Annotated in this window: 17 protein-coding genes and 2 pseudogenes; 11 read left to right on the top strand and 8 right to left on the bottom strand. The window is 62.2% G+C overall.

The window, feature by feature from the left end:
* Nucleotides 1–76 precede the first annotated feature (76 nt).
* The 11 genes and pseudogenes from MOV61_RS05830 to cysG all read left to right on the top strand — a co-directional run bounded on the left by MOV61_RS05830 (nt 77) and on the right by cysG (nt 13,419).
* Nucleotides 77–664, top strand: coding sequence for an ANTAR domain-containing response regulator (locus MOV61_RS05830; protein ID WP_038545908.1), 588 nt, complete (start codon nt 77–79; stop codon nt 662–664).
* 37 nt (nt 665–701) lie between these two features.
* A complete protein-coding gene (locus tag MOV61_RS05825) occupies nt 702–1,979 on the top strand; it encodes a CmpA/NrtA family ABC transporter substrate-binding protein (protein WP_247135909.1) in 1,278 nt (425 codons plus the stop codon).
* A 350-nt stretch (nt 1,980–2,329) separates the two neighbouring features.
* Nucleotides 2,330–3,643, top strand: coding sequence for a CmpA/NrtA family ABC transporter substrate-binding protein (locus tag MOV61_RS05820; protein WP_247135908.1), 1,314 nt, complete (start codon nt 2,330–2,332; stop codon nt 3,641–3,643).
* 62 nt (nt 3,644–3,705) lie between these two features.
* Nucleotides 3,706–4,599 carry a nitrate ABC transporter permease gene (gene ntrB, locus MOV61_RS05815; RefSeq protein WP_038545914.1) on the top strand — a complete coding sequence of 298 codons (894 nt, stop codon included), beginning with the start codon at nt 3,706–3,708 and terminating at the stop codon, nt 4,597–4,599.
* A gap of 10 nt (nt 4,600–4,609) precedes the next feature.
* Nucleotides 4,610–5,407, top strand: coding sequence for an ABC transporter ATP-binding protein (locus MOV61_RS05810; protein ID WP_247135907.1), 798 nt, complete (start codon nt 4,610–4,612; stop codon nt 5,405–5,407).
* A 5-nt stretch (nt 5,408–5,412) separates the two neighbouring features.
* Entirely contained in the window at nt 5,413–7,863 is a 2,451-nt protein-coding gene (gene nirB, locus MOV61_RS05805; RefSeq protein ID WP_247135906.1) for a nitrite reductase large subunit NirB, read from the top strand.
* 4 nt (nt 7,864–7,867) lie between these two features.
* Nucleotides 7,868–8,203 (top strand): nitrite reductase small subunit NirD, encoded by a 336-nt coding sequence (gene nirD / locus MOV61_RS05800; protein WP_038545923.1) that lies wholly within the window; start codon nt 7,868–7,870, stop codon nt 8,201–8,203.
* Nucleotides 8,204–8,251: 48 nt separating this feature from the next.
* Nucleotides 8,252–9,103, top strand: a complete 852-nt coding sequence (locus MOV61_RS05795) for a formate/nitrite transporter family protein (protein ID WP_247135905.1) — start codon at nt 8,252–8,254, stop codon at nt 9,101–9,103.
* 31 nt (nt 9,104–9,134) lie between these two features.
* Nucleotides 9,135–10,772: pseudogene (locus MOV61_RS30415) on the top strand (molybdopterin-dependent oxidoreductase); the annotation flags it as partial.
* A 168-nt stretch (nt 10,773–10,940) separates the two neighbouring features.
* A pseudogene (locus MOV61_RS30410) lies at nt 10,941–11,966 on the top strand (molybdopterin dinucleotide binding domain-containing protein); the annotation flags it as partial.
* Nucleotides 11,938–13,419 carry a siroheme synthase CysG gene (gene cysG / locus MOV61_RS05785; RefSeq protein WP_247135904.1) on the top strand — a complete coding sequence of 494 codons (1,482 nt, stop codon included), beginning with the start codon at nt 11,938–11,940 and terminating at the stop codon, nt 13,417–13,419. The pseudogene MOV61_RS30410 and the gene cysG, both read left to right, overlap by 29 nt.
* Before the next feature lie 56 nt (nt 13,420–13,475).
* Here cysG and MOV61_RS05780 read toward each other — a convergent pair whose 3' ends face one another.
* From MOV61_RS05780 to MOV61_RS05745, 8 genes are all read right to left on the bottom strand, one after another.
* Nucleotides 13,476–15,812, bottom strand: coding sequence for a polysaccharide biosynthesis tyrosine autokinase (locus MOV61_RS05780; protein WP_038545930.1), 2,337 nt, complete (start codon nt 15,810–15,812; stop codon nt 13,476–13,478).
* Between the two features lie 75 nt (nt 15,813–15,887).
* Nucleotides 15,888–16,793, bottom strand: a complete 906-nt coding sequence (locus MOV61_RS05775) for a UTP--glucose-1-phosphate uridylyltransferase (protein WP_247033099.1) — start codon at nt 16,791–16,793, stop codon at nt 15,888–15,890.
* 44 nt (nt 16,794–16,837) lie between these two features.
* Entirely contained in the window at nt 16,838–17,809 is a 972-nt protein-coding gene (locus MOV61_RS05770) for a glycosyltransferase family 2 protein (RefSeq protein WP_309493784.1), read from the bottom strand.
* Nucleotides 17,806–18,735: a glycosyltransferase family 2 protein gene (locus MOV61_RS05765; RefSeq protein ID WP_247135903.1), complete on the bottom strand. Its 930-nt coding sequence runs from the start codon at nt 18,733–18,735 to the stop codon at nt 17,806–17,808. The genes MOV61_RS05770 and MOV61_RS05765 overlap by 4 nt, the downstream gene beginning before the upstream one ends.
* Complete coding sequence (locus tag MOV61_RS05760) at nt 18,735–19,715, bottom strand: glycosyltransferase family 2 protein (RefSeq protein WP_247135929.1); 981 nt, start codon at nt 19,713–19,715, stop codon at nt 18,735–18,737. The genes MOV61_RS05765 and MOV61_RS05760 overlap by 1 nt, the downstream gene beginning before the upstream one ends.
* Nucleotides 19,716–19,753: 38 nt before the next feature.
* Nucleotides 19,754–20,962, bottom strand: coding sequence for a glycosyltransferase (locus tag MOV61_RS05755; RefSeq protein WP_247135902.1), 1,209 nt, complete (start codon nt 20,960–20,962; stop codon nt 19,754–19,756).
* 20 nt (nt 20,963–20,982) lie between these two features.
* Nucleotides 20,983–21,780 (bottom strand): glycoside hydrolase family 16 protein, encoded by a 798-nt coding sequence (locus MOV61_RS05750; RefSeq protein ID WP_247135901.1) that lies wholly within the window; start codon nt 21,778–21,780, stop codon nt 20,983–20,985.
* A gap of 3 nt (nt 21,781–21,783) precedes the next feature.
* On the bottom strand, nt 21,784–22,932 hold the full coding sequence (locus tag MOV61_RS05745) for an acyltransferase family protein (RefSeq protein ID WP_408962354.1): 1,149 nt from the start codon (nt 22,930–22,932) through the stop codon (nt 21,784–21,786).
* Nucleotides 22,933–23,286 lie beyond the last annotated feature (354 nt).

Raw genomic sequence — 23,286 nt, 5'->3', positions numbered from 1 at the left:
CGATGGATGATGGCACGATTTGATTAGCGGATTAGCAGGCTTGCCAAGATTGCTGCGCTGCGTCATTCCTATAAGGATGCCGGCACCCGATCTCACCATTCTGGTTATCGATGAAAATGCCATCCGCGCTTCCATTATCGAGGAAGGGCTGCGGGAGGCTGGGCATAGCAAAGTCACGGTCATCCACGAGGTCCAGGGCGTCGCGCGCATCATCGAAACATTGAAGCCGGACGTTATCGTCATCGATATCGAGAACCCCAATCGCGACATGATGGAGCATCTGTTCCAACTGACCCGCACCGTCAGCCGGCCGATCGCCATGTTCGTCGACCGTTCCGATACGGCCCTGATCGAAGCGGCGATGGATGCGGGCGTCTCGGCCTACGTGGTCGACGGGCTGAAGAAGGAGCGCGTCAAGGCGATCCTCGACATGGCGGTCAGCCGCTTCAACGCCTTCAGCCGGCTTCAGCGGGAACTCGCGGAGGCGAAGTCGGCGCTCGAGGAACGCAAGGTGATCGAACGCGCCAAGGGTATCCTCATGAAGATGCGCGGCCTTTCCGAAGAGGATGCCTTCGCTCTGCTGCGCCAGACGGCGATGAACGAAAAGAAGAAGATATCGGATATCGCCCAGAGCGTTGTGACTGCCGCGGGCTTGTTGATGTGATGATGTCGAGTACCGAAATGTCCGGGAGAAAGCCGGAGTGAACATGATGACCAAGACCGACCGATCCGGAAGCAATCTCGGCGCCCCTGCCCGCGCCGACGGTGAAGGGCCCAAAGTCCTGCGAGCCGGCTTTATTCCGCTGGTGGATGCATCCGTGCTGATCGCCGCCGCCGAATTCGGCTTTGCCGCGAAGGAAGGACTGACGCTCGATCTGGTCAAGGACGTTTCCTGGGCAAACGTGCGTGATCGCCTCGCCTTCCGCCAGTTCGACATCGCCCACATGCTGTCGCCGATGCCCGTCGCCTCGATGCTCGGCCTCGGCTCCAACCCCTCGCCAACCATCACGCCGTTTTCGCTCGGCCGCGGCGGCAATGCCATCACGCTCTCGACCCGCCTCTTCGACCGGATGCGCGAGACGGCCGGTCTTTCCGAGACTGCGGGAGCGCTGGAAAATGCCCAGGCCCTGGCAACCGTGATCCGCAGCATGAAGGCCAATGCCGAGACCCTGCCGACGCTCGGCATGACCTATCCGTTCTCTTCGCACAATTACGAATTCCGCTACTGGCTCGCCGCCGGCGGCATCGATCCGGACCGTGACGTCAAGCTTGTCGTCGTTCCGCCACCGCTGACATCGGATGCGCTGGCAGCCGGCGCTATCGACGGTTTCTGTGTCGGCGCGCCTTGGAACATGGTCGCCTCCGAACGCGGTGTCGGCCGCATCGTCGCCGCCAAGCAGGACATCTGGCCGTCGGCGCCGGAAAAGGTGATCGCCATGCGGCCGGAATGGGCCGAAAGCCATCCCGAAACCGTTTCCCGGCTCATCGTCGCGCTCGATGCCGCAGCCCGCTGGTGCGACAAGGCGGAGAACCATGATGCGCTGGCGGAAGTCCTGGCCGGCCCCCGCTTCATCGGCGCCCCGGTCAATATCATCCGTCACGTATTGTCCGGCGAATTCAGCCTCGACGCCAAGGGCAACCGGCGCGTCATCGCCGACTATTTCACCTTCCATCGCGGCTTTGCGAACTACCCGCGGCCAAGCCACGCATTGTGGCTCTACAGCCAGATGATCCGCTGGGGCCAGGTAGAGTTCAGCGAGGACGGTTTGGCCGCCGCGGCGGCAGCCTATCGTCCCGATCTCTATCGGACCGCGCTCGGCATCGGGCCGACGCAACCCGACATCGGCGTCGAAGGCGATCGCGACGGCGACCGCTTTATGGACGGCCATGTCTTCGACCCTTCCGAGGTTTCGACCTATGTCGAGAATTTCGCCGTCAGCAGCTCTCTCGCAATCCCCGCCGACCGCGACGAGGTCTGATCTTCCGAGATGTGCTGCACAGCAATTGCGCGCATTCAATTTAGCAACCGCACAAAAATATTGCAGTCGCACAGATTGCCGACAATTTAAGCCAAAAGTTTCATAGAAGAAATTCATTTCATTTTCAACGGCCTAGAAGATTACATCGGACTTGGCACGCCGCTTGCTTCTTCATAGTCGCCCCAGTCAATGGCGATTGGAGCAGATAAGCGCGCGATAAGCGCTTCCAGAGACATCGACGTCGCAAGGTTTTTGCTGCCCGGAAACTCCTCCCAGTTTCCGCAGGCGCAATCTCCAAGCGGCGTTTTTTTGTGCCTGAATTCCTAAGAACCAGCAGAGGGAACCTGCGCATGACCAAGATTTCGAAGACTGGGATTTTGACGAGCGGCATCACCCGCCGCAGCCTGATCAAGACCACAGCCACTGTCGCCCTCGTCGGCGCCGTCAAGACCGCATTCCCGTCCGGCGCCTTCGCAGCCGGGGCCGGCCCGGAAGTCAAAGGCATCAAGCTCGGCTACATCGCGCTCACCGACGCCGCCCCGCTGGTCATCGCCAAGGAAAAGGGTTTCTTCGACAAGCACGGCCTCCCCGATGTCGACGTCGCCAAGCAGGCTTCCTGGGGTGCGACCCGCGACAACCTCGTGCTTGGCGGTGCCGCCAACGGCATCGACGGCGCCCATATCCTTTCTCCGCTCCCCTACCTGATGCACACCGGCAAGGTGACCCAGAACAACAAGCCGGTGCCGATGGCGATTCTCGCCCGCCTCAACCTCGACAGCCAGGGCATTTCGGTCGCCAAGGAATATGCCGAGACCGGCGTGCAGCTCGATGCCTCCAAGCTGAAGGCGGCGTTCGAGAAGAAGAAGGCGGAGGGCAAGGAGATCAAGGCCGCCATGACCTTCCCGGGCGGCACCCATGACCTCTGGATTCGCTACTGGCTCGCCGCCGGCGGCATCGACCCCAACAAGGACGTCTCGACCATCGTCGTGCCGCCGCCGCAGATGGTGGCGAACATGAAGGTCGGCAACATGGACGTCTTCTGTGTCGGCGAACCCTGGAACGAGCAGCTCGTCAACCAGGGCATCGGCTTCACCGCCGCCACCACCGGCGAACTCTGGAAGGGCCATCCGGAAAAGGCGCTCGGCCTGCGCGCCGACTGGATCGAGAAGAACCCGAACGCCGCCAAGGCTTTGCTGATGGCTGTCATGGAGGCCCAGCAATGGTGCGAAAGCATGGACAATAAGGCGGAGATGGCCGAGATCCTCGGACGCCGCCAGTGGTTCAACGTGCCGCCGAAGGACGTCCTCGGACGCCTGAAGGGCGACATCAACTACGGTAACGGTCGCGACGTGAAGGGCACCAGCCTGTTCATGAAATTCTGGAGGGACAATGCCTCCTTCCCGTTCAAGAGCCATGACACCTGGTTCATGGCCGAGAACATCCGCTGGGGTTACCTTCCGGGTAATACCGACATCAAGGCGCTGGTCAACCAGGTGAACCGCGAGGACATCTGGCGCGATGCCGCCAAGGATCTCGGTGTCGCGGCAGCCGACATTCCGGCTTCCTCCTCGCGCGGCAAGGAAACCTTCTTCGACGGTAAGGTCTTCGATCCGGAAAACCCCTCGGCCTATCTCGACAGCCTTTCCATCAAGGCCGCGTCCTGATTTCCCCACCTCCGGCGCGTGGACGCACGCGCCGGCCTTTTCCCTTTCTAAGGAGCGCGCAGATGTCCGCCCTGGCAAAAAAAGAAAATGTTTCCGCAGTCGCTACCGCAAAGCCGGCAGCAACTATCGTCCCCTTTTCCGGCAAGCCCGTATCGAGGATCGATTTCAAGCAGATCGGCATGACGACACTGCGCAACGTCGTGCCGCCGGTTATCGTGCTGGCGCTGATCCTGCTCGTCTGGCAAGTCCTCTGTTCCGCGCCGAATGCCTCGCTTCCTTCGCCGCATGTCGTCTGGCAGCAAAGCTATGACCTGATCGTCTCGCCATTCTTCTACAACGGTTCGCAGGATATCGGCCTGGGGCTGCGCGTCCTCGTGTCGCTGCAGCGCGTCGCCTATGGCTTCGGTCTTGCGTCTGTAGCCGGGGTATTGATCGGCGCGATCATCGGCCAATCCGTCTGGGCTATGCGCGGGCTCGACCCGATCTTCCAGGTGCTGCGCACCGTGCCGCCACTCGCCTGGCTGCCGCTGTCGCTCGCCGCCTTCCAGGACTCGAACCCCTCTGCGATCTTCGTGATCTTCATCACCTCGATCTGGCCTGTCATCATCAACACCGCCGTCGGCGTGCGCAACATCCCGCAGGACTATCGCAACGTCGCGCAGGTGCTGCGGCTGAACCAGATCGAATTCTTCTTCAAGATCATGCTGCCGTCGGCCGCCCCGTACATCTTCACCGGCCTCAGGATCGGAATCGGCCTCTCGTGGCTGGCGATCGTCGCCGCCGAGATGCTGACCGGCGGCGTCGGCATCGGCTTCTTCATCTGGGATGCGTGGAACTCTTCGCGCCTGCCCGACATCATCGTTGCGCTCGCCTATATCGGCGTCGTCGGCTTCGCCCTCGACAAGCTGGTTTCCGCGCTCGGCAAGATCATCACCCGCGGCGCTTCGGCAAACTGAGGAGCGGACCATGAACGCCTATCTGAAGCTCGACCATATCGACAAACATTTCGACCGAGGCGGCAATCGCGCCGAGGTTCTGAAGGATATCAACCTGACGATCTCCAAGGCGGAGTTCGTCTCGATCATCGGCCATTCCGGCTGCGGCAAGTCCACGCTCCTCAACCTCATCGCCGGCCTGACACGCGTCTCGGCAGGTGCTGTCCTGCTCGAAAACCGTGAAGTCAACGCACCGGGTCCGGAACGCGCTGTCGTTTTCCAGAACCATTCGCTGCTGCCCTGGCTGACGGTCTACGAAAACGTCAACCTCGCCGTCTCAAAGGTCTTCGGCCGCACCAAGAGCCGGACCGAACGGCACGAATGGGTTATGGCCAATCTGGACCTCGTGCAGATGGCCCATGCCAAGGACAAGCGCCCATCCGAGATTTCGGGCGGCATGAAGCAGCGCGTCGGCATTGCCCGGGCACTCGCCATGGAACCGAAGATCCTGCTGCTCGACGAGCCCTTCGGCGCGCTGGACGCGCTGACTCGTGCCCACCTGCAGGACGCGGTCATGGAGATCCATTCGCGGCTCGGCAACACGATGGTGATGATCACCCACGATGTCGACGAGGCAGTACTGCTTTCTGACCGCATCGTGATGATGACCAACGGCCCGGCCGCCAAGATCGGCGAAGTGCTCGACGTGCCGATCCCCCGGCCGCGCAACCGCATCGAGCTTGCCTCGGACCGAACCTATCTCAAGTGCCGCGAGGCAGTGCTGAAATTCCTCTACGAACGCCACCGCTTCGTTGAAGCCGCGGAGTAAAAACCATGACAGAAAAACTCATCATCATCGGCAATGGCATGGCGCCGGGACGCATGCTGGAACACCTCTTCGAACAGGCGCCCGGCCGCTACGACGTCACGATCTTCAACGCCGAACCGCGCGTCAACTACGACCGCATCATGCTCTCGCCGGTGCTTTCCGGCGAAAAGAGCTTCGAGCAGATCGTCATCCATGGCGACGGCTGGTACATCGACCACGGGATCACCCTCTACAAGGGCCACAAGATCGTTGCGATCGACCGGGCGGCGAAGACCGTTACCTCCGATCACGGCGTCACTGAAAGCTACGACAAGCTGGTGATCGCCACCGGCTCGGTGCCGTTCATCATCCCGGTACCGGGCAAGGACCTGCCGGGCGTCATCACCTATCGCGACCTCGACGACGTCCAGGCCATGCTTCTCGCCGCCCAGTCGCGTGAAAAGGCGATCGTCATCGGCGGCGGTCTGCTCGGTCTCGAAGCGGCAGCCGGTCTTGCCCAGCGTGGCATGGACGTGACCGTGCTGCACGTGATGCCGACGCTGATGGAGCGCCAGCTCGATCCGGCCGCCGGTTACCTGCTGCAGAAGGCCGTCGAAGAACGCGGCATCAAGGTGATCTGCAAGGCCAATACCAAACAGATCATCGGCAATGGCAAGGTCGAGGGCGTCGAACTCGACAACGGCACGATCATCCCGGCGACCCTGGTGGTCATGGCCGTCGGCATCCGCCCGAGCGCAGGCCTCGCCAAGGAAGCAGGCCTTGCGGTCAATCGCGGCATCGTCGTCGATGCGGGAATGCAGACGTCTGACGGCGACATCTATTCAATCGGCGAATGCGCCGAAGTCGGCGGCATGGTCTATGGCCTCGTCGCACCGCTCTACGAAATGGCCCGCATCGCGGCATCGCATCTGGCAGGCGATACGAAGCCGGCCTTCGTGCATTCCGACACGCCCACCAAACTCAAGGTCACCGGCATCGACCTCTATTCGCTCGGCGACTTCGCCGATGGCGACGATCGGCAGGAAATCGTGCTGCGCGATGCCACCGCCGGCATCTACAAGCGCCTCGTCCTGAAGGACAACCGCATCATCGGCACGGTTCTTTACGGCGAGACCTCAGACGGCGCCTGGTTTAACGACCTGAAGAAGAAGGCGACCGATATCTCGGAGATGCGCGACACGCTGATCTTCGGCCAGGCCTACCAGGGAGGGTCCCCGTTGGACCCTATGGCGGCCGTTGCAGCCTTGCCGGATGATGCAGAAATCTGCGGCTGCAACGGCGTCTGCAAGGGCAAGATCACCTCGACCATTACCGCCAAGGGCCTGACATCGCTCGACGACGTGCGCGCCCACACCAAGGCTTCCGCCTCCTGCGGCACCTGCACCGGCCTCGTCGAACAGCTGATGGCTCTGACGCTTGGCGACGCCTACAACCCGAAGGCCGTGCAGCCGATGTGCACCTGCACCGAACTTGGCCACGACGACGTCCGCCGCCTGATCAAGGCGAAGGGCCTGAAGACCATCCCCGCGGTCATGCAGGAACTGGAATGGAAGACCTCCTGCGGCTGCGCTAAATGCCGCCCGGCGCTCAACTATTACCTCGTCTGCGACTGGCCGGATGAATATGCCGACGATTACCAGTCGCGCTACATCAACGAACGCGTCCACGCCAATATCCAGAAGGACGGCACCTATTCCGTCGTGCCGCGGATGTGGGGCGGCGTCACCAACTCGAACGAACTGCGCGCCATCGCAGACGTCGTCGACAAGTTCGAGATCCCGATGGTGAAGGTCACCGGCGGCCAGCGTATCGACCTTCTCGGCATCGAGAAGGAAGACCTGCCTGCCGTCTGGGCCGATCTGGGCAAGGCCGGCTTCATCTCCGGCCAGGCCTACGCCAAGGGCCTGCGCACCGTGAAGACCTGCGTCGGCTCCGATTGGTGCCGCTTCGGCACGCAGGATTCGACCGGCCTCGGCATCCGCATCGAGAAATTCATGTGGGGCTCGTGGACACCGGCCAAGCTGAAAATGGCGGTCTCCGGGTGTCCGCGCAACTGTGCGGAAGCGACCTGCAAGGACATCGGCGTCATCTGCGTGGACTCGGGCTTCGAGATCCATTTCGCAGGCGCTGCCGGCCTCGACATCAAGGGCACCGAAGTGCTCGGCCTAGTGAAGACCGAGGACGAGGCGCTCGAATACATCGTCGCACTCACGCAGATGTACCGCGAACAGGGTCGTTATCTCGAGCGCATCTACAAATGGGCGAAGCGCATCGGCCTCGACGAAATCCGCCGGCAGATCATGACCGATACGGAGAAGCGCCAGGCCTATTACGAGCGCTTTGTCTTCTCCCAGAAATTCGCCCAGGTCGATCCCTGGTCGGAGCGTGTCTCCGGCAAGGACAAACACGAGTTCCGGCCGATGGCGACAGTCGGTTATTCGCATGCAGCCGAGTGAGGAGATGGACATGAACTGGATCGCAATCGGCAAGCTGACCGACATTCCGCTCCGCGGCGCGCGCTGCGTGAAGACGCCCCAAGGCAAGATCGGCGTGTTCCGCACCGCCGAAAACCAGGTCTTCGCCATCGAAGATCACTGCCCTCACAAGGGTGGACCGCTCAGCCAGGGCATCGTGCACGGCACCTCGGTGACGTGTCCACTGCACAACTGGGTGATCTCGCTCGAAACCGGCAAGGCGCTCGGCGCCGACGAAGGTTCGGTCCGGACCATCCGGCTCGAACTGCGCGGCGAAGACATCTTCATGGCACTCGAAGAACAGCTGGCCGCAGCCGAATAATCGGCGCGGCCATTTCAAACGACTACGCTCTAGGGAGACGAGAAAAAAATGTCCTATGTCACACCAACGGAATTCGTGACGAAGATGATCGACGCCGGCGAGGCGAAGATTTTCATGTCCACGCGCGACACCCTGATCCGGGCTTTCATGGCGGGCGCAATCCTTGCGCTTTCCGCCGCCTTCGCCGTCACCATCACGGTGCAGACCGGCAACGCTCTCGCCGGTGGCATCCTCTTCCCGGTCGGCTTCTGCCTTCTCTACCTCATGGGCTTCGATCTCCTGACGGGCGTCTTCACGCTTTCACCGCTCGCCCTGATCGACAAGCGGCCGGGTGTGACCGCCAGCGGCGTGATGCGCAACTGGACGCTCGTCTTCGTCGGCAATTTCGCCGGCGCCTTCCTTGTTGCGGTGATGATGGCGATCATCTTCACCTTCGGCTTCAGCGAGGCACCAAACGAAGTCGGCCAGAGGATCGGTCATATCGGCGAAGGCCGCACGCTCGGTTATGCGGCGCACGGCGCGGCGGGCATGCTGACGCTCTTCGTCCGCGGCGTTCTCTGCAACTGGATGGTTTCGACCGGCGTCGTCGCGGCGATGATGTCGACCTCGGTGTCCGGCAAGGTCATCGGCATGTGGATGCCGATCATGCTGTTCTTCTACATGGGTTTCGAACATTCCATCGTGAACATGTTCCTGTTCCCTTCCGGCCTGCTGCTGGGCGGCAAGTTCTCGTTCATGGATTACATGATCTGGAACGAAATCCCGACCGTCATCGGCAATCTTGTTGGCGGCCTCACCTTCGTCGGCCTCACCCTCTATTCGACCCACGGCCGCAAGAAGAGCAAGCAGAGCGTTCCGGCTGGCCATATCGGCAATCCTGCCGGCGTTCCGGCGGAGTGAACCGATGGGGGCGGGCCTTCTGGAAACGGAAATGCAGGCGGGTGGAAACACCACCAGGACGACCTGCCCCTATTGCGGCGTCGGCTGCGGCGTCATCGCCACAGTGGCGGACAACGGCGCCGTGACGGTCAAAGGCGATCCGGAACACCCGGCCAATTTCGGCCGGCTCTGTTCCAAGGGATCGGCACTGGCGGAAACCGTGGATCTCGACGGTCGGGTACTCGTCCCCGAGATCCTCGGCCGGCAGACGGATTGGGACGAGGCGCTCGATCTCGTCGCCGAAAAATTCTCGAAAACCATTGCCGAACACGGACCGGATTCCGTTGCCTTCTACGTCTCCGGCCAGTTGCTGACCGAAGACTATTACGTCGCCAACAAGCTGATGAAGGGCTTCATCGGCTCGGCAAATATCGACACCAATTCCAGGCTTTGCATGTCTTCGTCCGTCGCCGGCCACCGCCGCGCTTTCGGATCCGATACCGTTCCCGGCACCTACGAGGACATCGAACTCGGCGATCTGGTCATTCTCACCGGCTCCAACCTCGCCTGGTGCCATCCGGTGATCTATCAGCGGCTTGCAGCGGCCAAGACCGCACGGCCGGGCATGAAGATCGTCGTCATCGATCCGCGCCGGACGATGACCTGCGACATTGCCGACCTGCATCTGGGCATCCGGCCGGATGGCGACGTGGCGCTGTTCATGGGCCTGCTCGCCCATCTGGCGCAAAGCCCGGCGATCGACCAGAACTATATCGCCGCACATACGCAAGGATTTGGCGAAGCCTTTGCTGCCGCTGCCGCGCTTTCCTTCACCGAATTGATGGAGCGGACGGGCCTGCCGGCGATACAGCTTCGCGAGTTCTTTCACCTGTTCGAGACGACGGAAAAGGTCGTCACCTGCTATAGCCAGGGCGTCAACCAGTCGGCGTCGGGGACGGACAAGGTCAACGCCATCATCAACTGCCATCTGGCGACCAGCCGCATCGGCCGGCCGGGCACGGGACCGTTTTCGCTGACCGGCCAGCCGAATGCCATGGGCGGCCGCGAGGTCGGCGGTCTCGCCAACATGCTCGCCGCCCATATGGCGATCGAAAGCGCGGACGATCGGGACCGGGTGCAGCGTTTCTGGGCCTCGCCGCGGATCGCCGAAAAGCCGGGCCTGAAGGCCGTCGACATGTTCCGCGCTGTTGCCGACGGGCGGATCAAGGCGCTGTGGATCATGGCCACCAATCCGGTCGTTTCGATGCCGGATGCCGATGCGGTTGAGGCCGCCATCAAGGCCTGTCCTTTCGTAGTTGTCTCCGACATTCTTCGGGACACCGACACGGCCCGCCACGCCCATGTCCTGCTGCCTTCGGTCGGCTGGGGCGAAAAGGACGGCACCGTCACCAATTCGGAACGCCGCATCTCCCGCCAGCGCTGGTTTCTGTCCGCGCCCGGCGAGGCCAAGGCCGATTGGTGGCAGATGGCAGAGGCCGGCAAGCGCATGGGCTTTGCCGGTTTCGATTATAAATCTGCGGCTGAGATCTTCGCCGAACATGCGGCACTTTCGGCCTTCGAGAACGAGGGCAGCCGGGATTTCGATATCGGAGCGTGTGTCGAAATCGGCGAAGAGGGATACGATGCACTGACGCCGTTCCAATGGCCTGCTCCGCTGGGAGATACCCCCCTCTGGCCTGCCGGCCATCTCCCCCTCAAGGGGGGAGATCACAAGCGGCAGGATCGTCGCTTCCAAAGAAACGAGACGGCCTGCTCGACGGATGATTTTGGACAAAGAGTTGGCGCCCAGCCGATCTCCCCCCTTGAGGGGGAGATGGCCGGCAGGCCAGAGGGGGGTAGCGACAAGCGCTTCTTCGCCGATGGCGGCTTCTATCACCCAGATCGTAGGGCACGTTTCATCGCCGTCCAGGCGCCGGCCACCGACCGCACCAATGAACAATACCCGCTGACGCTGAATACCGGCCGCATCCGCGATCACTGGCACACGATGACGCGAACGGCGAAAAGTGCCAGGCTTTCCGGCCATATCGCCGAGCCCTTTGCGGAGCTCCATCCGCGCGATGCGATGGAACTCGGCATTCGCGGCGCCGGCCTGGTCGAACTCGAAAGCCCGCACGGCAAGGCAATCGTCCGGGCGCTGGTCACGGAACGCCAGGCCCGTGGAAACGTCTTCGTGCCGATGCACTGGAACGACCAGTTCGCCGCAAAAGCCCGCATCGATGCGCTGGTCGCACCCGTCACCGACCCGTTTTCCGGCCAACCGGCTTCGAAGAATGTCGCGATTGCCGCCCGGCCATTCGCTACTTGTTTCTACGGCTTTGCCGTTTCCGCCTTGAAACCCTTGAACCCGCAGGCGGATTATTGGGCGCTCGCCAAGGCTGATGGCGGCTGGCGGATCGAGCTGGCGTTCGCGGACCCGGTCGAGGACTGGGTGGCCTGGTGCCGGGCAGCATTCGGCATCCCGGCCGAGATCGAGCCGCTCGGTTATGCCGACCATCAGTCCGGCGACCTGCGCCTCGCCTTCTTCGACGGCGGAAAGCTGCTTGCCGCACTTTTCCTCGCGAACCAGCCCGTCGCCGTCGCCCGCAACTGGGCAATCGGCCAACTTGCCGCCGAACACGCCGACTTGCGCAAGCGCTTTGCGATCGTCGCCGGGCGCCCCGGGGCCGACCAGCCCGATCCCGGCGCCACCGTCTGCTCCTGCTTTTCGGTCGGCGTCAACCGGATCATCGGCGCGGTCAGGACCGGCTGTCACAGCGTCGAGGCCGTCGGAAAAGCAACCAATGCCGGTACCAATTGCGGCTCCTGCCGCGCTGAAATCAGGGGGATCATCGATGGATGTCTTGCAGCAGCCGCGGAATGAAGCATCTCCTGATCGTGGTGCCCGCATGGCGCCGCTTGCGAAGCTCCCGGTCTTCTGGGCGCTCGAAGGCAGGCCCGTCATCGTTGCCGGTGGGTCGGATGCGGCTGCCTGGAAAGCCGAGCTGCTTGCCGCCTGCGGCGCCAATGTGCATGTCTATGCGGATAGACTGTCCGAGACCTTCGAAAAGCTGATCGAACGCGGGGCGGAACATCCGCAGGGCCGCTTTATCCATCATCCGAAGGTGTGGGACCCTTCGATTTTCGAGGCCGCAGCGATTGCGATTGCGGATTGCGAGGATGAGGCCGAGGCGCAGGCGTTTTTCAATGCTGCCCGCGCGGCCGGCGTGCCGGTCAATGTCATCGACAAACCCGCCTTCTGCCAGTTCCAGTTCGGTTCGATCGTCAACCGCTCACCGGTCGTCGTATCCATCTCGACCGATGGCGCGGCGCCGATCCTGGCGCAGGCGATCCGCCGCCGTATCGAAACCCTGCTGCCAGCCTCGTTGAAAAGCTGGGCGGAACTCGCCCAATCGCTCAGGGAAAAGATCAACGACCGCCTGGCGCCCGGCCCGCAGCGAAGAGCCTTCTGGGAACGTTTCGTGGACCGCGCCTTCGGCAGCGAACCGGGATCGGGCAGCGAAGCCGCTATCCTCGCCGATGCCGGCCGCGTCGCATCCTCGGCCCAGAAGGGCCGTGTCACCCTTGTCGGCGCCGGCCCCGGCGATGCCGAACTTCTGACGCTGAAGGCGGTGCGTGCGCTGCAGGCGGCCGACGTCATCCTGTTCGACGATCTCGTCTCCGACGAGGTGCTGGAGCTCGCACGCCGCGAGGCGAAACGCATGCTGGTCGGAAAACGCGGTGGCCGGGTAAGCTGCCGCCAGGAAGACATCAACGACATGCTGGTGAAGTTCGCCAAGGCGGGCAAACGCGTCGTCCGCCTGAAGTCCGGCGATCCGATGGTCTTTGGCCGTGCCGGCGAAGAGATCGCCTGCCTGGAACGAGAAGGCATCCCCGTCGACGTGGTGCCGGGCATCACTTCGGCGAGCGCCATGGCATCGCGGCTCGGCGTGTCGCTGACCCATCGCGACCATGCGCAGGGCGTTCGTTTCGTCACCGGCCATTCGCGCAAGGGCGTGCTGCCGGACAATCTGGACTGGAAAAGCCTCGCCGATCCGAAGACCACGACCATCTATTACATGGCGGGACGCACGGCGGGAGAGATCGTCAGCAAGCTGACAGACGCCGGCATGACGCCCGACATGCCGGTGGTGATCGTCAGCGCGGTGACCCGGCCGAACGAGCGGCGTTGGGCCGGACGGCTGAGCGACATGGCTGCGGCCATGGCAGAGATCGGTATCGACGAACCCGTGCTGATCGGCATCGGCCACGTATTTCGCAAGGTCGATTTCGGCGACTGCACGCAGTGGAACGACCAGGCCGCAGCAAGCGCCTGACGGAAAAGGGGCGGTAAAAACCGCCCCTTGAATCACAGATCAACTGAATCACAGGCTTATCGAGGCGCAGAGGCGGACCCGTCCTTGTAATAGGAGACGTAGCTGCTGTGCAGCCGCTCCGGCGCGCCCGGATCCGCATAGCGGTGCAGCTCCGACATCTCTGTCTTGTTGAGGATCACGCCCACCGTTTTCGAGGCGATCTGCGGTTCGGACCGGATCACCGACTGCACCGCCTTCGCAGGCGTCACGCCCCATTCGGTAACGAAGACGAAACCATCGACATAGGGCTCGAAGGCCTTCGCATCGATAACCGGGAGGAGCGGCGCCAGATCGACGACGATGACGTCGAACGTATCCTTGATGCTTTCGAGGAAATGGCTCATGCCGGAAGAAGCGAGGAGCTCGCTCGTATGGGCAAGCTGCTTGCTACGCGTCGTCATCGGCAGGATCGTCAGGCGCGACCGGCGGTCGACCCGCGCGGCATTGGTCCATGGCGTCTGCTGGAGCACCACCTCGACCAGTCCGACTTCCGGTTCGGAGGCCAGCATGCGGCTGAGGCCCGGATTGCGCAGGTCGGCGTCGATCACCAGCGTGCGAACGCCCGTCGAGGCGATCAGTCCGGCGAAATTGGCGGCGACCATGGATTTGCCTTCGCCCGGCAGGCAGGAGACCACGCCGATCACCCGGCACTTCCGCTCCTGCAGCATGATATCGCAGGCAAGCTTGGCATTGCGTAGCGTCTCGGCGAATTGAGACCGCGGCGCCTCGACCGCGACCCGCATCAATCGGCGGAACGAGATCGGGTTGCCGGGAGGCGCTCCGGCCGCCTCGGCCTCAGTTGGTGGCGGTGGCGGCGCGTCCTCCGCGAAGGCACCGCTGACCTTCGGCAGGTAGCCGAGGAAGCGAAGGCCAAGCTTCTCCTGCACATCGTCGCCGGTCCGGAAGAACCGCTCGCGGAATTCCAAGAGCGTTGCCGCCGCGCCGCCGATCAGCAGGCCAAGCACGACGGAGAGCGCCATGGTCAGCGTCTTGCGCGGGCTGGACGGGGCAGTCGGCAGGCCAGCGTCAGAGATCACGCGAGCCTTGGCGATCGGGAAGGATTGCCGTTGTGTTGCCTCTTCGAAACGACCGAGGAAGGATTCGTAGAGCGTCTTCAGCGCCGCCGCCTTCTGCTCCAGTTCGCGCAGCTGGACCATCGAGACATTCGCCTCCGAATTGCGGCCCGCAACCCGGTCGATGCTCTCACGCAGCGATTTTTCGCGCGAACTCGCCACTTCGAACACGTTGCGGAAGCTGCCCGTCAACTGCTGCAGCTCGCGATAAATCTGCTGCGCGAGTTCGCTCTTTTCCGTCTTGAGCGCGACCGCCTGCGGATGGTTCGCGCCGAACTGCTGGATGATGCCCTGCTCGCGGTCGGAAATGTTGATATACCGCTTGCGGAGGTCCTGAATGACCGTGTTGTCCGTATCGCGAGCCGAAACGACTGCGTTCTGAACGGCCGCGTCAGGCCCCTTGTCGATGATCGCCTGATATTGGTTGTAGCGTGCCGAAGCGGTTGCCGCATCGGCCTGGGCGACGATCAGCTGGCTGTTGAGATCCGAAAGCTGCTGCGTCGACAGGAGTTCGCCGCGCGGCGAAACCAGACCGTGTTGGGTCTTGAATTGCTCGACGGCAAGCGAGGCCTGCTGCGAGCGGGTGTTGAGGTCGTTCAACCGTTCCTGCAACCAGAGCGAAGCCCGCTCCGTCGCATCGAAATTGGCGTTCAGCTGTTCGGTCAGATAGGATTCCGCATAGGTCCGCGTGATCAGCGCGGCAAGTTGCGGGTCTGGCGAACGAATGGACAGAGCGATCACCGAGCTGCGGCCGACACGCTCCACAGTCAGCGATTGCTGCAGAACGGCCGCCGCTTTTTCGACCCGGCCCATCCTGACATTCTCCTCGGAAGGCGGTGGGCTGCCGGGCGTCAGAAGCGCAACGACACTGCGGATGGCGCCCTTGGCAAGATCGACGGGCGACTGCGGCGGGTTGACCACCGCCTCGTTCTGATCGAGCTTGGCCTTGTCGACCACCCTTACCGCCAAGGCCTTGGATTTCAGGATCTCGACCGCACTCGACATGCGATTGTCGATCTGCTGGGCCGTCTGACTGTCCTGAGGGTCGTCGGCGTAACGCGAAAGGTTATCATCGATCAGTATCTGCGTCAGCGCAGTATAAATCGGCTGCGCCATCACGAGGTAAACCCCGGCAAGGACAACCGTCACAACGAGGCACACGACGATGACGCCCGAACGACGGATCGCCGCTGCCCAGAGCTTATCGAGATCGATGAATGTGTCGTGATCCCGCGTTTCGCTCGGAAATATCGTTCTCGGTCTGAAGTTTACCTGATCCATAGGGCTCGCTTTCTGGAGCTTTGGGGGACGGATGGCGGAACCGCCGCCATCCGCCTCGTATGACTTGAATGCGCGTCAGGCGGCCTTGACCCGCGTTTCGTGCGACATCAGCAATTCCTTGATGGAGGCGTAAATCTCGGCCCCCATGTCCTGGCGAAGCATGGCGAAGGCGACATTCGCCTCGATGAAGCCGCGCTTGCTGCCGCAATCGAATGTGCGTCCCTGATAGGGATGCGCATGGAACGGCTGGACCTGCGCAAGCTTGTGCATGCTGTCCGTCAGCTGAATTTCGTTGCCGGCGCCGCGTTCCTGCCGGGCCAGCAGTTCGAAGATTTCCGGCTGCAGAATATAGCGCCCATTCAGGTAATAATTGGACGGCGCCTCGGCAGGTTTCGGCTTTTCGACCATTTCCGTCACCTCGAAACCGTGCGGCACGCTGTGGCCGACCCCCACGATGCCGTAGCTCGACGTCTCTTCGGGTGCGCATTCCTCGACCGCGAAGACATTGCCGCCGACTTCTTCATAGAGATCCATCAGCCCCGCCATGCAACCCTGCGAACCGTAGGAGACCATGTCGGGCAGAAGCAGTGCGAAGGGTTCGTTGCCCACCAGTTCGCGGGCGCACCAGACCGCATGACCAAGCCCGAGCGGCACCTGCTGGCGCGTATAGCTGACGGTGCCGGCGACCGGCAGCATCTTTTCGAGCTGGGTAACCTGGACCGTCTTGCCCGAGCGGGTCAGCGTCGCGACGAGTTCCGGCGCGCTGTCGAAATAGTCTTCGATCGCGGTTTTGTTGCGGCTGGTCACGAAAATGATGTTCTCGATTCCCGCCTGCATGGCTTCGTCGACCGCGTATTGTACGACGGGCCGATCGACGATCGTCAACATCTCCTTCGGCATGGCCTTGGTGGCCGGCAGGAACCGAGTGCCGTTGCCTGCGACGGGTATCACCGCCTTTCGAACTGGTCTTTTCATGTCCATTCCTTCGTCCTTTCTGAGGGCGCCCCGCCCTATTGATCGGATTTTCAGTTGACGTCGGCCGTTTTCACCAGCCGACGCATGCGAACGGCGATCGGCATGCGCAGAAGTCGGAGCGCACGTGGGTTTTCGATTGCCGTTTTCAGGAAGCCGCCGACGGAACCCTTCTTGATTTCGTCGACGAGCGTGAGAAATGAGCCCGCTTCAAGGATGCTGCGGGTGCGCCTGCGTTGGGCAGCCGAGGCTTTCGCATCCAGCTTGTAGCGGGCGAGAAAAGCGCTGTCGGAGGCCAGCATCGCATCCAGATGGCTTTGCTCCAGGACGCGCGAGATCGAACCCTGACGCAGGTGATAGACATATCCGATCTCCGGCACGATCGCGCATCGCGCACCGCTCGCCAAGGCGGAAGCAAGCAGCAGATAGTCCTCGCCGATCCGCAGCGCCTCGTCGAAGCGCAGCCCGTGCTCGACGAGAAATACGCGTTCGAAGATCGGCTTCATGTAGCCGAAGTTGAAGGTCGACTGGAAAATCACGTTCGAGCCGATGAAATCGGCAAGCGTCAGCATCGACCGCTGCCTGAGCGCCTCCTTTGAGAACATCTCATAAGGCTCGCCGGCATCGAACGGGATGACATCGAGATTGTCGACGACGATCTGCGCCTGCGCGTTCTCGGCCCGCTCCAGCATGGCCAAAAGCCTGGTGGGGTAGACCGTGTCGTCGGAATCGAGAATGGCGACCCAACGGCCCCTGGCCGCGGCAAGTCCGGCATTTCGAGCCGCAGCCGGTCCGCCGTTCACCGCCTGGGCGATCAGCCTGACGCGGTGATCCGAATAAGCCCCCGCGATGGCTCGCGTCCCATCGGTCGAGCAATCGTCGACGACGATCACTTCGAGCGTCACGCCGATCTGCGCAAGCGCGCTGTCAATCGCACGCGCGAGCGTCTCCTCGGCGTTGTAAGCCGCAATCACGAAGCTCACGTCGGGCTGGAAATCCGGGGCCTGCAGATCATGCATCGTCATGTGGCTTCGGCGGCTCCGTATTGGCGAATCTCTCGGACGCCGAGCGTGCCCGTGACGGCGCCGGCATGGAGTGCCGCACGAAGGGCGTAGCGAACGCGGGTAACCGGCGAGGCAATGGTTGCCACCGTCACCGCCAGACAATAACCGAGCTTCAGCATCGCGAGACCGGTCTGCTTGAGGCGGCCGAGACCGGAGTTCTTGGCGGCGAGAATGCGTCCATGTGTCTGTCCGGAGCGGAACCGGCGCTTGGCAAGCCAGGAAAAGCTTGCCCGCTTTTCTGGTACCAGTTCCTCGATCACCGCATCCGGCGCAAATTCGATCCTCCCGCCGGCATCGGTCAAAGCGGTGAAGAAATGTGTATCCTCGCCGCCGCTTTGGCCGAGTGAGAGCGCAAACCTGCGGCCTGCGACGACCGGTGAGCGCAAATGGAGGAGGACGTTACAGGTATAACCGGTCCTAATCTGCCCGCCGACCCAGACAGGCATCGTCGAGTGGAAATCGCCATTGCGCATCCAGCTGGCGCTTTGCGATCCGTAGACGGCTCGAACCGGGCCGAGAACGGCGTCTGCCCCCGTGCTCCTCGCCATCGCCATCAGTCCGGCCAACCATTCAGGTTCCGCCGTCTCGTCGTCGTCGATGAAGGCGAGGTAATCCGCATCGCTTTCGGCGAGGCAGGCATTGCGGGCGATCGAGATATTCGACTTCGGGCAATGCACGTAGCGGATCGGGAACGGCGAACGCGCCCGCAAACCATCCACCAGCCCGCTTGCGCTCGGGCTCGCATCGTTATCGGCAACGATCAGGCGCAATTCCGCGCCTGCCGGGACGGCTATCCCGAAGAGCGAGATCAGCGTCTCGGCCAGCTCCGGCCGCCGATAGGTGCAGATGCCGATATCGATGCGGACCGGCTTTTCCTCTGCCGTCATCAAGCGATCCTCCGCGGCCGGATGCCGATCAGCTCCAGCCAGAAGCCGGCCGACCAGGCGAAATGCATGATCATCGCCGAAAGCGAGGCAAGCGGGCCGTAAGGGTTCTTCTGCCCTACCGCGAGCCAGAAACCGTAACCGATGCAGGCCGCGGCCCAGACGACCATCGGCACCGCCGCCCACCAATAGAGAAGTGCAAGCAGCGCCGCGACGACGACCGGCGCGACTGCAAGCGGGATCGCTTGCCGGAGCTTTGGAATGGTACGATGCTTGACGAGGTTCTTCGCCCGGCCCCGGCCATAGGCGAGATATTGCCGGAACAGCGCCGAGGCGGTCGAGCGCGGATAATAGGTCATGTAGGTCTTGCCGGTCATCCAGATGCGGAAAGCGCCCGCGCGCAGCCGGAAGTCCAGTTCCGCATCCTCGTTGTGACTGAAACTCTCGTCATAGCCGCCAACGGCCCGGAAGGCCGAAATCCGCATCAGCGCGTGGTGGCCATGATCGACCCACTCGCCGCCGCCGCCGGCGCGATGTTTCGAACCGCCGTTTCCAAGCTTCGAGTTCTGCGCCACCGCAGTTGCCTTCTGGAAAGTGCCGAAGCCGATCGTCTCCATGCCGACGACGACGGAGTCGGCGTCCATTTCGACGGCCTCCTGCAGAAGCGTCCGGCAGTAATCGTCCGGATAATCCCCATGCGCATCAATGCGGATGAGAAAGTCCCGATCCTCGCCGAACCGGTCGACGGCGAGGTTGATGGCCGCACTCTGGATACGCTTGCGATTTCCGATCAGCATGAGGTCGCGGATTTCCGGAATAAGGTCCTGGACGATGTCCGGCGTGCCGTCCTGGCTGCCGCCGTCGGCGACAACGATCAGCATGTCCATGTCGCCGCGCTGGCCGTTCAGCTTATGCAGCAACGGCGCGATCGTCGCCGCTTCGTTGAGGCATGGGATCACCAGAAGCGTCCGGATTTCGGACATCTGGGCATTGGAGTGAGAACGCAAAACCATACTCCACCTCACGATTGCGCGGTTGAAATAGCCGGCATTTCGGCCGGCGACGGGACGTTGGGATGCAGGGCGGAGAGCCGCGAAACAAGAGCACGGCATTCCGCCGGTCCGGTCACCCACTGACAGCGCTCGACGGCCGCAAGCCGGGAAAAAAGGTCGACGTAGCGCGCTTCCGTCATCTCACCGAACAGCGCTTCGAGCGTCTGCGGCGTCACGTGATTGCGCACCAGGCCAATGCCTCGCTTGCCGACGAAACGGCCGGTCTCCGTGCCGGCAAGCGCGATCGGCACCGCTCCGTAAAGCCCGCCTTCGTAAAGGCGGTTCGGCAGCAGCCAGCTGGAATTCAGCCCCTCCTCGAAGAAATCGATCGCCCAAGTGAACTGCACGTCGCCGTAGATCGCAGCGAGATCCTCCGGATTGCGGTAGGCACCATGGAATTCGACATGTGGGGCGGCCGCGACCGCCGCATCGAAATCGTCGAATTCGCTGTAGGCGGGGCGGCCGCGTAATACGATCTCAACCTTGCCGTCCATGCGGGCCGCAAAATCGATCAGTATATCGAGCGACTTGCGGCAACGGATCGCTCCGAACCAGCCGATCCGCCAGGGCTTGCCCGGTTCCGGCGGACGGGGCAGGGTTGGCTCGGACACCGGTTCCGGCTCGAGGGCGAGCACCTTGTTTTCCAGAAGCAGAATCGGAAGGTCGAGGCCTGAACGCGGCTTGAAGAAATTATCCACGAACGCCGGGGAACTGGTGATCAGCAGGCTCGCCCGGCGGCCGAAGAACCGCTGCGCCTGGCGCATCAGACGACCCTTCATCCCCTCGTCGAGAAGCAGGCGGTGAATATCGAGGCATTCGTAAACGACAGGAATCCGGCGGCTGAACATGGACGCAGCACGTCCGGCAAACGCCAGCGTCTCCAGGTTGCGGGCGATGATGATGTCGGGCACGGCGATACCGGCCAGCGTCCGCTTCAGCCTCATGCGCGCGGCAAGAACCGCTCCGATGCGCTGCGCAAAACGCCCGTCCGCCGTCTGCCCGAGTGAAACGGTCGTCACATCCCGCTCGTCGGCAAGCACGTTCGCGCCGCGCTCGAAGCCGGCGACGGTGACGCTCGCACCACCGGCCTTCAAGGTCAGCACGCGCCGCCGGATAGCCGCGTCGGCCATGTCATGCGCGAGATAGAGAACGTTCAACGTCAAATCGTCCAACTCCATTGTCGAGCCGCCGAGGCGGCTCAGCCGAGCGTGCAGAGCACGGATTCAGGAAAACGGCAGGGCTCGCCGAGCGCGGTAAAAGCGACCCGGTCGACGGTCATCGAGGTCGGCTGAGTGTAGGAAAATGCGCCCATCCACTGCTTGAGCGTGTCGGTTCCCCAGAGACTGAGAAAAATCTTCTGAGGGTTCTGCGGTATCTTCGCCTTGTCCGTTACTTCTTGAACGAGCTTGCCGTTCACGAAGTAACGGAGGCGGTTTTCCTCCCAGATGAAGGCATAGTCGTTGAAGCCCTGGTCCGCACCGCCGGCGACCGGCACCAGTTTTTCGTTATTGCCCTTGGCGGAAACATACTGGTTGACCTGAACTTGGCCGGTATTCTTGCCGAGCACTTCGAAGTCGATCTCGTCATGCGGCTTTTTGTCGGTCGGGCCGATATAGGTGAAGAACGCCGAATTGAGCCCTGAGCCCGATGCGGATTTCATCCGCACCTCATAGGTGCCATAGCCGAAACGCGCATTGGTCTGGATTTCGCCGCAGGCGAAGTCGCGGTCGCTGGCCTTGTCCTGCGCAAAGCCGAGCTGCAGAGTACCGCCCTCGACTTTCACCTGTTTCTTCGACCAGTTGCAATTCTGATGCTTGCCGTTGTTCCAGCCGTCCGAGACGTACCAGAAGGAACGGTTGAGTCCGTCGAAGTTTTCCACGAAGGACTTGCCCGCGTTAGCCTGCTGGGCCTGTGCTGCGGGCGAGAGAAGTCCAGACACCGCGGCAGCGATGATAACCTGGCAGGTTAGTTGAATCTGTCTGGCCTTGGCCGTCATGTTTCACCTGTGCTGTTGCGTTATTGCGGGTTCGCCGGGACCGGAAGCCTCGGCGAGTGGGTGGGATTTGGTGGCGGCCAGAAGCTTGGCCTTGCGACCGCGGCTGCCGGTCAACACCTCGTAGAGACCGCGCATTCTGTGCGAAACGAGGCGGTTGCTGACAACAAGGATGACGAAGCTTGCGACGGCGGCGACCCCGTAGAAGAGCGGGTAAAGGTCGTCGCCTGCCACGCGGTTCCACACCATCCACATCAGGACGAGCAGCGGATAATGGGCGCAGAACATCCAGAAGCTCAGGCTTCCAGTGGCGGCCAGTCGCTGACCGATCCAGGAACGGATGATGATCGCCGACATCAGCCAGAAACCACCGGCTCCGAGGATCGAAAGCGCGTTGCGCGCCATGTCGAGAGGCCAGGGGAAGTCGGGGCCGGTCCAGTAGAGGCCGATGGACAGCAGCACCGCGGCGGCAAGCATCACCGCCGTACCCGGTCCCGCAAACCGGTCCGCGGACTTGAGGTCCACCTGGTAGAGCGCCAGGAAGATGCCGAGGGTGAAGCTGAACAGGATCGATTTCTTCAGCACGATGCCGACCGTCAGCATGGGGGTGATCGCCAGCAGGAACAGAACGCCGAGCGTCGCTGCCGGAAAACGCCGCACCAGCACGGCAAGGATCGGCGACAGCAGGATGCAGACGATCAGGTCGCGCAGGAAGTAGAGCGGAATATTGATCGGCAAGCCTTCCGTCGCGAACGCGTTACTTAGGAGTTCGCGCGTCGAGATGTTCCAGAGATCGGGAAAATATCCAACGCCCATGTCGACGCGCTGGATGACGAACATGGCTCCAAGCAGACCGAGGTTCCACAACAGGAAAGGCAAGAGGACGGTCTTCGCCTTGGAGCGAAGCGTCTTGGAATAGTTGAACGTCTCCCACCCCCGCTGGAACAGTAGATAGCCGGAAATCGCGCTGAGGCAGGGTACGCCAATCCGGAACAGGCTATCCCCGAGGAAAACCCTGAGCCAATCGAACAAACCATTCAGCCCGAGGAACGGGCTGGTGTCGGGATCATGCGGCACATGGACGAAGAGAATGCCGGAGATCAGCAGGATGCGCATCAAATTGATACGGGAGGATATATTTGGATCGACAGTCAAACGAGTCACCCTTTTTGGGCAGTGCCTCCCGCCACTACCGTTTCAATCAGAGCAGACTTGAGCCCGCAGTCACCCAAAAAGGATCGTGCCGAGTTTGGCACAAAATGTGGCGGCGCAACAAAAAAGGAGCTTGTAGCGGGATGCGAAGGGCACGAAGAGGCCCCCCTCCGGCGGCCCGCTGCCGCTCCTTGGGCTTATGATTTTCAAGGATTCACGGCATGTTGGAGCCAGGGCAATGCTGCACCGCAGCAGCACAAAAAAATCTTTTTGCAATAGACCAAAACGGCTAATGCGTTTGTATCTGGATACCTCTTTACGTCGAGGCGGTCCCGTAATGTGGCGAAATAAAGGCAA

This window comes from Neorhizobium sp. BETTINA12A (assembly GCF_023006485.1).
GTDB lineage: Bacteria > Pseudomonadota > Alphaproteobacteria > Rhizobiales > Rhizobiaceae > Neorhizobium.
The sequence above is the reverse complement of the archived record's forward strand: the minus strand, read 5'-3'. Positions and strand labels throughout refer to the sequence as shown.

What these genes read in the sequence shown, in the direction of transcription:
- MOV61_RS05830 (WP_038545908.1), top strand. Translation starts at nt 77, where the DNA reads ATGCCGGCACCCGATCTCACCATTCTGGTTATCGATGAAAATGCCATC.
- MOV61_RS05820 (WP_247135908.1), top strand. Translation starts at nt 2,330, where the DNA reads ATGACCAAGATTTCGAAGACTGGGATTTTGACGAGCGGCATCACCCGC.
- ntrB (WP_038545914.1), top strand. Translation starts at nt 3,706, where the DNA reads ATGTCCGCCCTGGCAAAAAAAGAAAATGTTTCCGCAGTCGCTACCGCA.
- MOV61_RS05810 (WP_247135907.1), top strand. Translation starts at nt 4,610, where the DNA reads ATGAACGCCTATCTGAAGCTCGACCATATCGACAAACATTTCGACCGA.
- nirB (WP_247135906.1), top strand. Translation starts at nt 5,413, where the DNA reads ATGACAGAAAAACTCATCATCATCGGCAATGGCATGGCGCCGGGACGC.
- nirD (WP_038545923.1), top strand. Translation starts at nt 7,868, where the DNA reads ATGGACATGAACTGGATCGCAATCGGCAAGCTGACCGACATTCCGCTC.
- MOV61_RS05795 (WP_247135905.1), top strand. Translation starts at nt 8,252, where the DNA reads ATGTCCTATGTCACACCAACGGAATTCGTGACGAAGATGATCGACGCC.
- cysG (WP_247135904.1), top strand. Translation starts at nt 11,938, where the DNA reads ATGGATGTCTTGCAGCAGCCGCGGAATGAAGCATCTCCTGATCGTGGT.
- MOV61_RS05780 (WP_038545930.1), bottom strand. Translation starts at nt 15,812, where the DNA reads ATGGATCAGGTAAACTTCAGACCGAGAACGATATTTCCGAGCGAAACG.
- MOV61_RS05775 (WP_247033099.1), bottom strand. Translation starts at nt 16,793, where the DNA reads ATGGACATGAAAAGACCAGTTCGAAAGGCGGTGATACCCGTCGCAGGC.
- MOV61_RS05770 (WP_309493784.1), bottom strand. Translation starts at nt 17,809, where the DNA reads ATGACGATGCATGATCTGCAGGCCCCGGATTTCCAGCCCGACGTGAGC.
- MOV61_RS05765 (WP_247135903.1), bottom strand. Translation starts at nt 18,735, where the DNA reads ATGACGGCAGAGGAAAAGCCGGTCCGCATCGATATCGGCATCTGCACC.
- MOV61_RS05760 (WP_247135929.1), bottom strand. Translation starts at nt 19,715, where the DNA reads ATGTCCGAAATCCGGACGCTTCTGGTGATCCCATGCCTCAACGAAGCG.
- MOV61_RS05755 (WP_247135902.1), bottom strand. Translation starts at nt 20,962, where the DNA reads ATGGAGTTGGACGATTTGACGTTGAACGTTCTCTATCTCGCGCATGAC.
- MOV61_RS05750 (WP_247135901.1), bottom strand. Translation starts at nt 21,780, where the DNA reads ATGACGGCCAAGGCCAGACAGATTCAACTAACCTGCCAGGTTATCATC.